This window comes from Paraburkholderia sp. BL23I1N1, from assembly GCF_003610295.1.
Lineage (GTDB): Bacteria > Pseudomonadota > Gammaproteobacteria > Burkholderiales > Burkholderiaceae > Paraburkholderia.
Map to the genome: position 1 here is coordinate 2,936,241 of NZ_RAPV01000001.1, position 14,490 is coordinate 2,950,730.

The 14,490-nt window shown below is 63.0% G+C and carries 11 protein-coding genes; 5 read left to right on the plus strand and 6 right to left on the minus strand.

Translation table 11 applies throughout. The features are described from left to right. Positions 1–272 precede the first annotated feature (272 nt). The 4 genes from B0G76_RS13750 to B0G76_RS13765 all read left to right on the plus strand — a co-directional run bounded on the left by B0G76_RS13750 (position 273) and on the right by B0G76_RS13765 (position 5,244). Positions 273–788 (plus strand): MarR family winged helix-turn-helix transcriptional regulator, encoded by a 516-nt coding sequence (locus tag B0G76_RS13750; RefSeq protein ID WP_120292905.1) that lies wholly within the window; start codon positions 273–275, stop codon positions 786–788. 49 nt (positions 789–837) lie between these two features. Continuing rightward, complete coding sequence (locus tag B0G76_RS13755) at positions 838–2,346, plus strand: efflux transporter outer membrane subunit (RefSeq protein WP_120292906.1); 1,509 nt, start codon at positions 838–840, stop codon at positions 2,344–2,346. A gap of 78 nt (positions 2,347–2,424) precedes the next feature. Beyond that, positions 2,425–3,651: an EmrA/EmrK family multidrug efflux transporter periplasmic adaptor subunit gene (locus B0G76_RS13760; RefSeq protein WP_120292908.1), complete on the plus strand. Its 1,227-nt coding sequence runs from the start codon at positions 2,425–2,427 to the stop codon at positions 3,649–3,651. Positions 3,652–3,681: 30 nt separating this feature from the next. After that, positions 3,682–5,244, plus strand: coding sequence for a DHA2 family efflux MFS transporter permease subunit (locus B0G76_RS13765; RefSeq protein WP_120292910.1), 1,563 nt, complete (start codon positions 3,682–3,684; stop codon positions 5,242–5,244). A gap of 171 nt (positions 5,245–5,415) precedes the next feature. Here B0G76_RS13765 and truB read toward each other — a convergent pair whose 3' ends face one another. From truB to rimP, 5 genes are all read right to left on the minus strand, one after another. Further along, positions 5,416–6,351 carry a tRNA pseudouridine(55) synthase TruB gene (gene truB / locus B0G76_RS13770; protein WP_120292912.1) on the minus strand — a complete coding sequence of 312 codons (936 nt, stop codon included), beginning with the start codon at positions 6,349–6,351 and terminating at the stop codon, positions 5,416–5,418. Between the two features lie 106 nt (positions 6,352–6,457). Beyond that, positions 6,458–6,823, minus strand: a complete 366-nt coding sequence (gene rbfA, locus B0G76_RS13775; RefSeq protein WP_120292913.1) for a 30S ribosome-binding factor RbfA — start codon at positions 6,821–6,823, stop codon at positions 6,458–6,460. A gap of 208 nt (positions 6,824–7,031) precedes the next feature. Next, positions 7,032–9,995, minus strand: a complete 2,964-nt coding sequence (infB, locus tag B0G76_RS13780) for a translation initiation factor IF-2 (RefSeq protein ID WP_120292914.1) — start codon at positions 9,993–9,995, stop codon at positions 7,032–7,034. Positions 9,996–10,089: 94 nt separating this feature from the next. Further along, the gene (gene nusA / locus B0G76_RS13785; protein ID WP_115782614.1) at positions 10,090–11,565 is read right to left on the minus strand and encodes a transcription termination factor NusA; all 1,476 of its coding nucleotides are present in this window, start codon (positions 11,563–11,565) and stop codon (positions 10,090–10,092) included. After that, positions 11,562–12,020 carry a ribosome maturation factor RimP gene (rimP, locus tag B0G76_RS13790; RefSeq protein ID WP_120296367.1) on the minus strand — a complete coding sequence of 153 codons (459 nt, stop codon included), beginning with the start codon at positions 12,018–12,020 and terminating at the stop codon, positions 11,562–11,564. Before rimP ends, nusA begins: the two co-directional genes overlap by 4 nt. Positions 12,021–12,206: 186 nt before the next feature. Here rimP and B0G76_RS13795 point away from each other — a divergent pair, with 186 nt between their 5' ends. Further along, positions 12,207–12,557: a hypothetical protein gene (locus B0G76_RS13795; protein ID WP_120292916.1), complete on the plus strand. Its 351-nt coding sequence runs from the start codon at positions 12,207–12,209 to the stop codon at positions 12,555–12,557. Here the strand turns inward: B0G76_RS13795 and rluB are convergent. Next, complete coding sequence (gene rluB, locus B0G76_RS13800; protein WP_120292918.1) at positions 12,554–14,476, minus strand: 23S rRNA pseudouridine(2605) synthase RluB; 1,923 nt, start codon at positions 14,474–14,476, stop codon at positions 12,554–12,556. The two genes, B0G76_RS13795 and rluB, sit on opposite strands and share 4 nt — an antisense overlap. Between the last annotated feature and the right edge of the window lie 14 nt (positions 14,477–14,490).

Genomic DNA, 14,490 nt, shown 5'->3' on the forward strand with positions numbered 1-14,490 from the left:
AAGCCAACAAAGCCCAAAGCGCACTTTTGGGAACCCAACATTATAGCACGCCCAAATGAAGCTTTCTGGTATTCCCTGATAGCCCTGCCATCTTCCATGCAGCGGCACGTAGGAAATGATCTCGCCGCGCATCGGCATTGCCCTACGCAAAACCGCTCGCATTCTTCCTTGAGCAGGAAAAGTTCCTTGCCTAAGCTGTAATAATGCTTGTCGTGTCAATCAACCGCTGTCTATAATCCTGCATAGTCAACCATTGCATTCGCACGAGAATCATGACGGATCCGTCCTCAACGCCCAACCCGATCGTTAGCGAGTACCAGCTAGGCGAAAGCGTCGGCTATCTGATCTCGCGAGTGAAATCGACCATGTCCAACCTGGTCACACAGCGCAGCATGGCCGAACTGGGCATCACCAGCCAGCAAGGCAGCATCCTGTTCATGGTGGCAAGCGGCAAGTGCCTGCTGGCGGCCGAACTGGCGCGTGAATACGGCATCGATGCAAGCGCCGTGACGCGTCTGGTCGATCGCCTCGAGAAGCGCGGGCTACTCACGCGAGTGCGCAGCAACGAAGACCGGCGGGTTGTCCGGCTCGCGCTGACACCGGAAGGCCATGCAATCGCGGCAAAAATGCCCGCCATTTTCAACGGCGTGCTGGACAGTCTGCTGGGCGGATTCACCGCTGAAGAAGTGGGCTTCCTGAAAAGCATGTTGCGCCGCGTACTCGTCAATTCCGGCGAACAAACGGGACTCACCCGTGATGCAACGAGCAATTTTGACAGTAAATCGTAATAAATTGCTTGCAGTGTCCATCATTACATTCCACTCAAAGAGTCGAGCGATGAAATCCCTTTCCCTGTCCGCGCCCGCGCTTTCGAGCCGGGCCGCTGTCGCCGCCGCGGTGACGGCGCTCGCCCTCACGGGGTGCGCGAACTACTTCGGTATGAAGAGCGACAAGCAGATCTCGTCGCCGGCTCAGTACGAGTCCGCCCAGAGCCTCGCCGGCCAGGGCGCCCAATGGCCGTCGCTCGACTGGGCCGGCCAGTTCGGCGATCCGCAGTTGCCCAAGCTGATCGCGGAGGCGCTGGAAGGCAGCCCTTCGATCGCGCAGGCGCAGGCACGCCTCGCCAAGGCTTCGTCGTACATTGAAAGCTCGCGCTCGGCGCTGTACCCGAAAGTCAACGGCAGCTACTCATGGACCCGCGAACTGTTCTCGGGCAACGCGCTCTACCCGCCTCCGTACGGTGGCACCTGGTATAGCGAGAACAACGTGCTGGCGAGCGCGTCGTGGGACCTGGACCTGTGGGGCAAGAATCGCCAGCGCCTGGGCCAGGCCGTGTCGCAAGAAAAGGCGGCCGAGGCCGACATGCAGCAGGCGCGCGTGACGCTTGCCGCCTCCGTGGCGACCACCTATAACCAGCTCGCCCAGTTGTACGCATTCCGCGACATCGCCGCGCGCGAAATCGCCAACCGCCAGGATATCGGCCGCATCACCAACGGCCGCGTCACCGCAGGACTCGACACCAACGTCGAACGGCAAACCGCGAATGGCAATATTGCAACCAGCCAGGCGAACCTGACCGATCTCGACGGTCAGATCACCGTGGTGCGCTATCAGTTGGGCGCGCTGCTCGGCAAGGGTCCGGATCGCGGCCTGCAGATCGCCACGCCGGTTCTGACCACGGGCGACACAGTTGCGCTGCCGAACAACCTGCCGGCCGACCTCGTGGCACGCCGCGCGGACATCGTCGCCGCACGCTGGCAGGTCGAGGCCGCGATGCACGACGTGAAGGAAGCAAAAGCCGAATTCTTCCCGGACGTCAACCTCGCCGCCGGCTTCGGTTTCGATGCATTCGGCTGGGGCCGCTTCCTTAAGTCAGGCAGCCGCCAGATGCAATTCGGCCCGGCGATTCACCTGCCGATCTTCGACGCCGGCGCGCTGCGTTCGCAGTTGAAGGGCCGCTATGCAGACTTCGATCTCGATGTGGCGAACTACAACCAGACGCTGATCAGTGCCCTTTCGGATGTCGCGACGCAAGTGTCGTCGATCCGTTCGATCGACCGTCAATCGGGCGACGCCCAGCGCGCGCTCGACGCGTCGACCAAGGCCTATCAACTGGCGGTGATCCGCTACAAGGCCGGATTGTCGGAACAACTCCAGGTGCTGACTGCCGACCAGAACCGCCTTAACGCCGAACAGACGGTAACGGGCCTGAAGATGCGCCGCCGCGATTTGCAGATCGGTCTCATCAAGGCGCTCGGTGGCGGTTTCGACGCAACGCAGACCGGCCTCGTGGTGCCGACCGATGCCCCGGCATCGGCCACTGCCGCGACCGCCGCTGCAAACTGAAGCCACATCGGCGCGACCCGCACTCGCACGAACATCCGAATATAAACGACGACGCTTGAGAGAACCCGGAGCACATCAATGAGCACCCCCCAGCAGCCCGCGGCCCCCGCACAACCGGCAAACAACGGCAAACGCAAGCGCATGATGACGCTGCTCGTCATGGTGATCCTGATCGCCGCGGTCGCCTACGGCCTTTACTACTTCCTCGACGCACGCTTCCATGAAGACACCGACGACGCGTACGTGAACGGCAACGTCGTCCAGATCACGCCGCAAGTCACCGGCACGGTCGTGGCCGTGAATGCGGACGACACGCAAACCGTGAAGGCCGGCGACCCGCTCGTCGTGCTCGATCCGGCCGACGCGCGCGTCGCGCTCCAGCAAGCCGAAGCGAATCTCGCGCAGACGGTGCGCCAGGTTCGCGGCCTGTTCGCCGACGACAACCAGTATCAGGCGCAAGTTGCCCAGCGCCAGTCCGATCTGTCGCGCGCTCAGGACGACCTGAAGCGCCGCATGACGGTCGCGCAAACCGGCGCCGTGTCGGCGGAAGAAATCTCGCACGCCCGCGACGCCGTGAAGAGCGCTCAAGCCGCCGTCGATGCCGCCCAGCAGCAACTGGCCTCGAACCGCGCGCTGACCGCCAACACCACGATCGCGAATCACCCGAACGTGCAGGCTTCCGCCGCGAAGGTGCGCGACGCGTATCTGGCCAACGCGCGCAACAAGCTGCCGGCGCCAGTCACGGGCTACGTGGCGAAGCGCTCGGTCCAGGTCGGCCAGCGCGTCTCGCCGGGCACCCCGCTGATGGCTATCGTGCCGCTGGGTGGCGTGTGGGTGGATGCGAACTTCAAGGAAGTGCAACTGAAGCACATGCGCATCGGTCAACCGGTCGAACTGACGGCCGACGTGTACGGTTCGTCGGTGGTGTACCACGGCAAGGTGGTCGGCTTCTCGGCGGGTACGGGTTCGGCGTTCTCGCTGCTGCCCGCGCAGAACGCAACCGGCAACTGGATCAAGGTGGTGCAACGCCTGCCGGTGCGAATCGCGCTCGACCCGCAGGAACTTGAAAAGCATCCGCTGCGCATCGGCCTGTCGATGCAAGCCGACGTGAACATCAAGGACGGCAACGGCGGCGAGCTGGGCCAGGCGCCGAATACGGTCTATCAGACCAATGTGTTCGACAAGTACGGTGATGAGGCCGACGCTGAAATCGCTCGCATCATTTCGGCAAATGCAGGTCCGAACGGCGGCTCGCAAAAATCGGATCAAGCCGGCGCCGCGAAGGCCGCTGCGAAGTTGATGTAAGCGGCGCGACGATTCATAAAGGCTTTCTCAATGGCTCAGGCTCAGGCGCAAGTCCCTCATCCGCCGCTCGAGGGCGCGCAACTGGTGATCGGCACCATCGCGGTGTCGCTCGCCGTGTTCATGAACGTGCTCGACACGTCGATTGCGAACGTGTCGATCCCGTCCATTTCGGGCGACCTCGGTGTGTCGTCCGACCAGGGCACATGGGTGATCACGTCGTTCGCGGTGGCGAACGCGATCTCCGTGCCGCTGACTGGCTGGCTCACCGAACGCGTCGGTCAGGTACGCCTGTTCATGGCGTCGATCATTCTGTTCGTGATCTCGTCGTGGATGTGCGGCCTCGCGCCCACCCTGCCGTTCCTGCTTGCCTCGCGCGTGCTGCAAGGCGCCGTGGCCGGCCCGATGATCCCGCTGTCGCAAACGCTGCTGCTCGCCAGCTATCCCCGCGCCAAGGCACCGATGGCCTTGTCGATGTGGGCGATGACCACGCTGATCGCGCCAGTGGCCGGTCCGATTCTCGGCGGCTGGATCTCGGACAACATCTCGTGGCCGTGGATTTTCTACGTCAACATTCCGGTCGGTGCGATCGCGGCCGCGGCAACGTGGATGATCTTCCGCAACCGCGATTCGGTCATCAAAAAGGCGCCGATCGACGGTGTCGGTCTCGGCCTCCTGATCCTCTGGGTCGGTTCGTTGCAAGTCATGCTCGATAAGGGCAAGGACCTCGACTGGTTCTCGTCGACCACCATTGTCGTGCTGGCGCTGGTCGCGGTCATTTCGCTCGCGTTCTTCATTGTGTGGGAATTGACGGCCGAGCATCCGGTGGTCGATCTATCGCTCTTCAGCCGGCGCAATTTCACGAGCGGTACGATTGCGTTGTCGATCGGCTACGGGCTCTACTTCGGTAACCTCGTGCTGTTGCCGTTGTGGCTGCAAACCGATATCGGCTACACCGCAACGGAAGCCGGACTCGTGATGGCGCCGGTCGGCGTGTTCGCCGTGCTGCTCTCGCCGATCACCGGCAAGGTGTTGCCGCGCACCGATCCGCGCTATATCGCGACATTGTCGTTCCTCGTGTTCGCGCTGTGTTTCTGGATGCGCTCACGCTACACGACCGGCGTCGATACGTATTCGCTGCTGCTGCCCACGTTGATTCAGGGGATCGGCATGGCCGGATTCTTCATCCCGCTGGTGTCGATCACGCTGTCGGGCTTGCCGGGCAACCGGATTCCTGCGGCGTCGGGCTTGTCGAATTTCGTGCGGATCATGTGCGGCGGTATTGGCACGTCGATTTTCCAGACCGCGTGGGATCACCGCACCATCATGCATCACGCGCAACTGGCCGAACAGGCGAGCGCGTACAACCCGGTGTTCGATCAGTCGATCCGGCAGATGGGTGCGGCGGGCTTCAGTCAGCCGCAGGCGTATGGTCTGTTCAATACGATGGCCACGCAGCAGGCCGCGCAGTTGGGCGTGAATGATCTGTTCTTTGTATCGGCGGGGATCTTTGTCGCGCTGATCGCGCTGATCTGGATGGCAAAGCCGGAACGCGCCGGCGGTGACGCGGGCGCAGCGGCTGCGGCGGCGCATTGAGGGTTTAGTCTCTTTCCGCAGCACGCAGCACGCAGCACGCAGCACGCAGCACGCAGCAGTAGATGATGATGAGGAAAAAGGCGGGACCGCTTGGTAGCGGTCCCGCCTTTTTGTTTGTGGCGCTAGAGGCGCGTCGGCAGGTTCGCAGGTCGACCGGCGAGCTAGCGGCCTCTAGCTCTCCGCGGTGACGACCAAGCGCTCAGGCGCCAATACGCCCTCGCCTTGCTTCGCGACACCAAGCAGGCGACCTTGCGCTCCATACACACGTACACGGGGCGCATTCACGGCATCGCCGGAGATGGCCAATTCGGAGAGTTTCAGACGTTGACCATGCAGGAAGCGACGAGTCGCGTCTTCGTCCAGTGTGACGAGCGGGAAGGTGGACAGCAATGCATCGACCGGCTGCAGCCATGCATCACGCTCGCTCTCCGTCGCATCGGACAGCGCGTCGAGCGTCACCGAATTTTCCAGCGTCAGCGCGCCGACGCCGGTACGCCGCAGCGCGACCAGATGCGCGCCACAATCGAGCGCCTCGCCGATATCCTCGGCGAGCGTGCGCACATACGTGCCTTTGCTGCACGTCACGCGAAACGTCACATCGGGCAACGCACAGGCCAGCATGTCGAGGGCGTGAATCGTCACCTGACGCCCTTCCCGCTCGACCGTCTGGCCGGCGCGCGCGTATTCGTACAGCGGTTTGCCGTCGCGCTTGAGCGCCGAATACATTGGCGGAACCTGGATGATGTCACCGAGAAACTTTTGCATCGCCGCCTGGACCGCAGCCTGATCGCATGTCACGTCGCGCGTGTCGATCGGCTCGCCTTCGGCGTCGCCCGTGGTCGTGCGGATACCGAGGCGCATGGTCGCCTCATAGGTCTTGTCGGCTTCGAGCAGATCTTGCGAAAACTTGGTCGCCTCGCCGAAACACAGCGGCAAGAGACCCGTGGCGAGTGGATCGAGCGTGCCGGTGTGGCCCGCCTTTTTGGCGAGGTAGAGACGCTTCGCGCGAATCAGCGCGTCGTTGCTCGACAGGCCGAGCGGCTTGTCGAGCAGCAACACGCCGTCGAGCGCGCGACGCGGCACGCGGGGGCGTTGAGGTGCGGTCATGTCAGAAAGACAGTGTCTTCGAAGTGGACGGAAACTGCGCTAAATGAACTGCAACTGAGGCTTTGCACCGGAAGTATTGCAGCCCGGCACGCGGATAACGGCGCGCTCAGTCTTCTTTCGCGCGATTGGCGTTCGCCTCGTCGATCAGACGGGACATTTCAACGGCTCGTTCAATCGTCTGGTCGTAATGGAAATGCAGCGTCGGCACGGTATGAATGTGCAGGCGCTTGAACAGCTGATTGTGCAGATGGCCGGCCGCGTGCGTAAGCGCTTCGAGCGTCTGTTGCGGGTCGCCGGTCAGCGTCGTGAAGTAGACCTTCGCGTGCGCGTAGTCGGGTGTCAGCTCGACGCTTTGAATCGTGACGATGCCAATGCGCGGGTCCTTGACCTCGCGCAGCAGCTCGGACAGGTCGCGCTGGATCTGATCGGCGATCTGCACGTTGCGATTAGGAGAAGAACGTTTTTTAGGCATGATGTTTGTGTAATCCGTTCTGACGGATGCAAAAAGGTGGTTCACGCGAGCCGTGGCGGTTGGTTGTTGCCTCTGCGGCAAAGCGTGGCTTGATAGCCCGACTGCAACCTACCGCGGGGCACAGTACGCGACACATGCGCGGGCCCAAAAACAACGGGCGGGGCGGGCGCTTAAGCCCGCTCCGCCCGTTGAGCCAATGCCGCGTGAATTACAGCGTACGCGCGACTTCGGTAACTTCGAAGACTTCGAACTGATCGCCTTCGACGATATCGTTGAAGTTCTTGATCGACATACCGCACTCGAAGCCTTGACGGACTTCCTTCACGTCGTCCTTGAAGCGCTTGAGCGAATCGAGCTCGCCCGTGAAGATGACGACGTTGTTGCGCAGCACGCGCACCGACGAGGAACGCTTGACGAAACCGTCCGTGACCATACAGCCGGCCACCGCGCCGATCTTCGGTACCTTGAATACCTGACGCACTTCGACCGTACCCGTCACGACTTCGCGCTTCTCCGGTGCCAGCATGCCCGACATCGCAGCCTTCACTTCATCTACTGCGTCATAGATGATGTTGTAGTAGCGAATATCGACGCCGTTGGTTTCCGCCAGCTTGCGCGCCTGTGCATCCGCACGGGTGTTGAAGCCGATGATGACCGCCTTCGACGCCGTAGCCAGGTTGACGTCCGACTCGCTGATGCCGCCGACTGCGCCGTGCACGATCTGCACGCGGACTTCGTCGGTCGACAGCTTGAGCAGCGACTGCACCAAAGCTTCCTGCGAACCTTGCACGTCGGCCTTGACGATGAGCGGCATGTACGCCACTTCGCCTTCGCCCATCTGTTCCAGCATGTTCTCGAGCTTCGCGGCCTGTTGCTTGGCCAGCTTGACGTCGCGGAACTTGCCTTGACGGAACAGCGCGACTTCACGCGCCTTGCGGTCGTCCGGCATGACGATAACTTCTTCGCCTGCTTGCGGCACTTCCGACAGACCTTGAATCTCAACCGGGATCGACGGGCCCGCCGACTTGGTCGGCTTGCCGGTTTCGTCGAGCATGGCTCGCACGCGACCGTAAGCGCTACCTGCCAGCACCACGTCGCCGCGGTTCAGCGTACCCGACTGGACCAGGATCGTTGCAACCGGACCCTTACCCTTATCGAGCTTCGCTTCAATGACGAGACCCTTGGCCGGCGCTTCGACCGGTGCCTTCAGTTCGAGCACTTCGGCTTGCAGCAGCACGTTTTCCAGCAGCTCGTCGATACCCGTGCCGGTTTTCGCCGACACCGACACGAACGGCGAATCGCCACCGTATTCTTCCGGCACGACGCCTTCCGCGACGAGTTCCTGCTTCACGCGCTCCGGATTCGCATCCGGCTTGTCGATCTTGTTGATCGCAACGACGAGCGGCACGCCGCCTGCCTTCGCGTGAGCGATTGCTTCCTTCGTTTGCGGCATCACGCCGTCGTCGGCTGCAACCACCAGAATCACGATATCGGTTGCCTTCGCACCGCGAGCACGCATGGCCGTAAAGGCTTCGTGGCCCGGCGTATCGAGGAACGTAATGACACCGCGCGGCGTTTCGACGTGATAGGCGCCGATGTGCTGCGTAATCCCGCCCGCTTCGCCCGCTGCCACCTTGGCGCGGCGGATGTAGTCGAGCAGCGAGGTCTTGCCGTGGTCGACGTGGCCCATGACCGTGACGACCGGCGGACGCGGCAGTGCTTCTGCGTCCGTGATTTCGCCTTCGACCAGCATGGCTTCCGGATCGTCCAGCTTGGCCGCAACCGCGTGGTGGCCCAGTTCCTCGACGATGATCATCGCCGTTTCCTGGTCCAGCATCTGGTTGATCGTGACCATCTGGCCGAGCTTCATCATCGACTTGATGACTTCCGAGGCCTTCACCGCCATCTTGTGCGCCAGATCGGCGACGGTGATGGTTTCCGGCACGTGCACTTCACGCACGATCGGTTCGGTCGGTGCCTGGAACGTGGTGTTCTGATCCTGATGCTTGCCGCGACCCTTCGGGCCACCGCGCCAGCCGCGATCGACGCCGCCGCTCGTATCGCCACGCGTCTTGATGCCGCGGCGCTTCGCTGCGTCGTCTTGCCAGCCGCCCTTACCGCCTCCCGGCTTCTTCTTGTCGCCAGCCGACGGCGTGGTCGTAGCAGCCGGAGCCGCAGCAACCGGCTTCTTGGCTGCCGGACGCGCCGGTGCTGCGCCTTCCGGACGGGCCGGCTTGTGCAGCGTGCCCTTGGCTTCCGCCGCCTTGACCGGCTCAGCGGGCTTCGGTGCCGGTTCCGGCGCCTTGACCTGCGCCTTGCGCGGCGTGTTCATCATTTCGCGAATCGCACGCGCTTCGGCTTCTGCCTTTGCGCGGCGCTTGCTGATTTCTTCCTGCTCGGCGCGCGTTTTCTCGGCGGCCTGACGCGCTGCGTCTTCCGCTTTCTTCGCTGCTTCGCGTTGTGCCGCGCGTTCTGCCGCGGCACGCTCGTCGTCCTGCTCGCTTTCCTTGGCAACCGCCGGCTCCGCAGCCTTGGCCGCTACCGGTTCAGCTTTCGCCGCCGGCTGGGCAGCCTGCGCCGGCTTCGCAGCTTGAGCCTGCTCGCGGGCAGCCGCTTCGGCCGCAGCCGCCGCGCGCTTCTTCGCCGCTTCTTCTTCCGCACGACGGCGCTCGGCTTCAGCAGCCGCTTCGCGCGCCTGACGCTCGGCTTCTTCGCGCTCGAGTTGTTCCTGACGCGCCTTCAACTCCTGAGCCTGCTTTTCGAGCAGCTCGGCTTCGTGACGAGCTTCCTCTTCACGACGCTGGAGTTCGAGATCGTCGACGTCGGCCTCGGCCACATGATTCGATGCATCGCCGCCTTCAGCGGCGGATTCGTCGCGGCGGACGAAAGTGCGCTTCTTACGCACCTCGACCTGAATGGTGCGAGCTTTGCCCGTCGCGTCGGATTGCTTGATCTCCGACGTATGCCGTTTCGTCAGCGTGATCTTGCGCTTGTCCGCATCAGTCGAGCCGTGAGACTTGCGCAAGTGGTCGAGCAGACGCGCCTTGTCCGTTTCGGACAAGCTGTCGTCTTCGCTCGCTTTAGTGACGCCTGCTGCCTGAAGCTGCTCAAGGAGCACGCCTGCAGGCATTTTCAGTTCCGCGGCAAATTGGGCTACGTTGTTACTCGCCATTCATTCCTCTTAATGCAAGGACCGATTCCTTGCGGTTAGCATCTTGTCATGCGGCCTAACGGCCGCGGTCAATTTAGTGCGCCATGGTCATTTCTCACTGGAACCAATGTTCACGTGCTTTCATGATCAACGCCTTAGCGGCATCCTCTTCCATTCCGGTCATCTCGACCAGTTCATCCACAGCCAGCTCGGCGAGTTCGTCGCGCGTCTGGATCTGATGTTCGGCAAGCTTGGCGAGCAGGTCGGCATCCATGCCGTCCAGGCTCTTCAGGTCAAGGGCAACATTCTCGACCTTTTCCTCATTCGCGATCGCCAACGTCAACAGCGCATCGCGCGAGCGATTACGCAATTCGTGAACGGTGTCTTCGTCGAATGCTTCGATTTCGAGCATCTCGTTGAGCGGCACATAGGCGATCTCTTCGAGGCTCGTGAAGCCTTCGTCGATCAGGATGTCGGCGACTTCTTCGTCGACATCGAGACGCGCCATGAACAGGTCACGCAGTACACCGCGTTCCTGATTCTGCTTTTGCGCAGATTCGTCCGGCGTCATGATGTTGATCTGCCAGCCGGTGAGTTCGCTGGCAAGACGCACGTTCTGGCCGCTACGGCCGATCGCGACCGCCAGTTCGTTTTCGTCTACGACGACGTCCATCGAATGCTTTTCTTCATCGACGACGATCGACTGGACGGCTGCCGGCGCGAGCGCGCCGATCACAAACTGTGCGGGATCCTCCGACCATAGCACGATGTCGACGTTTTCGCCACCAAGCTCATTACGCACGGCCTGTACGCGCGAACCGCGGATACCGACGCAGGTGCCGATCGGATCGATGCGCTTGTCGTAAGCAACCACGCCGATCTTGGCGCGCACGCCCGGATCGCGGGCCGCCGCCTTGATTTCCAGCAGGCCCTGTTCGATTTCCGGCACTTCCATTTCGAACAGCTTCATCAGGAATTCGGGCGCCGTACGCGACAACTCGATCTGCGGGCCGCGAGCGGTGCGATCGACTTTCGCGATGTAGGCGCGCACGCGGTCGCCCACGCGCAGATTTTCCTTCGGAATCAGCTGGTCGCGGCGCAGCAGCGCTTCGACACGGCCGGTTTCGACGATGAAGTTGCCCTTATCCAGGCGCTTCACCGAGCCGGTCATGATGTGCTCGCCGCGCTCGAGGAAGTCGTTCAGGATCTGCTCGCGTTCAGCGTCGCGCACCTTCTGCAGGATCACCTGCTTGGCAGCCTGTGCGCCGATACGGCCGAATTCGATCGACGGCACCGGTTCTTCGATGTATTCGTCGAGCTGGATTTCCGGCTTCTGTTCGCGTGCTTCGAACAGCAGAATTTCCTGATCCGGCTCCTGCAGACCGGCTTCGTCCGGCACCACTTTCCAGCGGCGAAACGTTTCGTGCTCGCCGCTTTCACGGTCGATCTGGACGCGGATGTCCGCGTCTTCTTCGAAGAGTTTCTTGGAGGCCGAAGCGAGGGCCGCCTCGAGCGCGGCAAATACCACGTCTTTATCGACGTTCTTCTCGCGTGCCAGCGCATCCACCAGCATCAACACTTCGCGACTCATTGTTTGCGGCTCCTAAAGTCAACTTTCGGAACGAGGCGTGCCTTATCGATATCCGCGACGGTGAAATCGAGCATCGCGGCGCCTTCCTTCCCTTCAAATTCCAGACCGATCGTCTCGCCTTGCGGAGCATGCAGAATGCCCCGGTACGATTTCCGTCCGTCCAATGGCTTTTTCAATGTGATTACCACTTCGCTGCCTGCGAAGCGTTCAAAATCCGCCAGTTTTTTCAGCGGGCGATCGAGACCCGGCGACGACACTTCAAGCCGCTCGTATTCGATATTTTCGACCGTCAGAACGTGCTGGAGCTGACGCGTGACTTTCTCGCAGTCTTCGATCGCGATGCCGGCCGGCTGGTCGATATAAATACACAACATGCCGCGCCCGGTGCGCTCGAGATCGACGAGCTCGTAGCCGAGTCCCACGACCGTGGTTTCAATCAGTTCCGTCAGTTGCACAGTGCCCTCTAAGATGTTCGCGCGGCGAGACCTGCCGGGTTTATCTGCAAACACCAATGCGGGCCGCGCGCCAAGCCGGCGCACGTTCGTGCTACCCGAGATGCCGAACCACTGAGAACTGATCGGCAAAAAAAAATGGGCTAAACGCCCATCATCTTATTACCGGTGGTCGCACCTGAGCCGCACATGAAAAGCCGCACGCCCAGCGACTTCGCGATTGTAGCCATTTTTCGGGACAAACGCAAACCGCAGAACGCCGCGCGAAGCGCATTTCCGCTTGATTTCATGGGAATCTTTCGACGATATGGCGGCGCTTCGGGCCTTTTGCAAGGCGGCTTGCGCCGCCCCAGGTCCGCACCGGACACGCGGGGCAAGGAAACTCTGCCCCTACTTATGCACACGCCGCGGTTTTATGCATTACATGAAACCTGCGATGAAACCCACGGCGCTCGTCGATCGATTTTGACGGTGGCAAAGCGTAAATCGTTGAAAAACGATCAACAGCCGACCGTCATGCTGACGTCTTTTGCAGCTTAACGACCACGCGTGCGACCGCGCGGCGCGCCACCACCACGATTGGCGCCGCCTGTACCAGCGTTGCCGCCACCGGCGCGGTTGGCATTACCGCCGCGATTGCCGCCCGGCCCGCGGCCACCGCCGCCGCCCGGATTGCCGCCGGGGCCGCCGGCACGCTTGCCGCCGCCCGCCGCGCGGTTGCCATTGCCCGACGGCGCGCGATTGCCGTCGACGTCACGGCCGCCACGCGGGCCAGACGCAGCGCCACCGCCGCTCATCGGCCCACTGAAGCCACCGGCGCCACGGCCAGCGCCGCGATTGCCATAGCCGCCACCGCCACCAAAACCGCCACCCGCGCCACCACCCGCACCGCCGCCGAAGCCGCCACCCGCCGCCCCGCGACGGCCTTGACCGCGCGGCGGCTGCTGATCGAAGCGGCCATGCGACATCAACACGGGTTCGCGGCTGATGAAGCCCATCGAGGTTTGCATCGGATCCGGCTGCTTGCGCTCCGGCGCCTCTCTGCGGCCGCCCTTTTCTTCCGACGGCGCCTTCAGACCGACCGACGCCATCAGCGCGCGCACCTGATTGTCTTCGAGTTCTTCCCAGCGGCCGCGCTTCAAGCCCTTCGGCAGCGAAATCGGGCCGTGACGCGTGCGGATCAGGCGGCTGACCATCAGGCCGGCTGCCTCGAACATGCGACGCACTTCACGGTTACGCCCTTCGGCGAGCGCGACGTGATACCAATGATTGGTGCCCTCGCCGCCGCCATCGCGGATGCGCAGGAAATTCGCCGGGCCGTCTTCCAGCTCGACGCCATGCAAAAGCTTCTGACGCATGCCTTCGGCCAGTTCGCCGACCACGCGCACCGCATATTCACGCTCGACGCTGTAACGCGGATGCATGAAACGGTTTGCCAGATCGCCCGAGGTGGTCAGCATCAGCAGACCTTCGGTGTTGAAGTCGAGGCGGCCAACCGCAAGCCACTTGGCGGTCTTCATGGGCGGCAACTTATCGAACACCGACGGACGGCCTTCCGGATCGGCATGGCTGACGATTTCGCCGGTCGGTTTGTGATACAGCAGCACGCGCGGCGGCTTGTTGGCCAGCTTGCGCTTGACCGGCTTGCCGTTGATGCGGACCTGGTCGGTCGGCATGATGCGCTGGCCGATGTGAGCCGGCTCACCGTTCACCGACACGCGGCCGGCAACGATCAATTCTTCCATGTCGCGGCGCGAGCCCATGCCGGCTTCGGCCAGCACTTTGTGCAGCTTCGGCGCGTCGTCGTCCGCGGCGAGGACCCGCTTGGGCGCGGCCGGCTTGCCACGGCGCAGCATCGGGGCGCGCACGCCGCCGGTGGCGCTGTTGTCCGCATCGAATGCGGGCGAGGTGACGTATGAGAACAGGTCGTCCGGGGTCGCTTCGGTTGCGACTGCCACCGGTGCTTCGCCACCCCGGCGATCCTGACGCCGACCGCCTTCGCGCGGTTGACGCTCGCGAGGCGCGCCATCGCGCTGCCCTTCACGTTGACCTTCGCGAGGTCCGCCTTCGCGGGGAGCGCCTTCACGCTGACCGCCCTCGCGCTTCGCGCCGCCCGCATTGCGGCGCGGGCCCTGGCCCTTGGCGCCGGCATCCTTGCGCGGCATGCGCACCTGCGCGACCACCTCGCCGTCCGGCGGCGTTTCGGTGACGACCGGCGCTCCTTGCGCGGGCGCGCCTTCGGCGCCCTTCGTCTTCGCGCCGGCACGGCGCCGTGCGATCAGGCTGCGCGGTCCGCGACGCAGGCCGCGGCGCGGACGGTCTTCGCCGTCTGCTTCCGTGGCCTGCGCCGGGCGCTCGCCCTCGCCTGCCGACGCTTGCGTGGTGCGCGCTTCGTCGGCGCGTGCCGACGGCACGGCGCGCTCGGATTCGGACGAATCGGTGTCGTGGGTATGTGTCAAAACAACCTCAAAAT

What these genes read in the sequence shown, in the direction of transcription:
- nusA (WP_115782614.1), bottom strand. Translation starts at nt 11,565, where the DNA reads ATGAGTCGCGAAGTGTTGATGCTGGTGGATGCGCTGGCACGCGAGAAG.
- B0G76_RS13755 (WP_120292906.1), top strand. Translation starts at nt 838, where the DNA reads ATGAAATCCCTTTCCCTGTCCGCGCCCGCGCTTTCGAGCCGGGCCGCT.
- rbfA (WP_120292913.1), bottom strand. Translation starts at nt 6,823, where the DNA reads ATGCCTAAAAAACGTTCTTCTCCTAATCGCAACGTGCAGATCGCCGAT.
- truB (WP_120292912.1), bottom strand. Translation starts at nt 6,351, where the DNA reads ATGACCGCACCTCAACGCCCCCGCGTGCCGCGTCGCGCGCTCGACGGC.
- B0G76_RS13765 (WP_120292910.1), top strand. Translation starts at nt 3,682, where the DNA reads ATGGCTCAGGCTCAGGCGCAAGTCCCTCATCCGCCGCTCGAGGGCGCG.
- B0G76_RS13750 (WP_120292905.1), top strand. Translation starts at nt 273, where the DNA reads ATGACGGATCCGTCCTCAACGCCCAACCCGATCGTTAGCGAGTACCAG.
- infB (WP_120292914.1), bottom strand. Translation starts at nt 9,995, where the DNA reads ATGGCGAGTAACAACGTAGCCCAATTTGCCGCGGAACTGAAAATGCCT.
- B0G76_RS13760 (WP_120292908.1), top strand. Translation starts at nt 2,425, where the DNA reads ATGAGCACCCCCCAGCAGCCCGCGGCCCCCGCACAACCGGCAAACAAC.
- B0G76_RS13795 (WP_120292916.1), top strand. Translation starts at nt 12,207, where the DNA reads ATGAAAAGCCGCACGCCCAGCGACTTCGCGATTGTAGCCATTTTTCGG.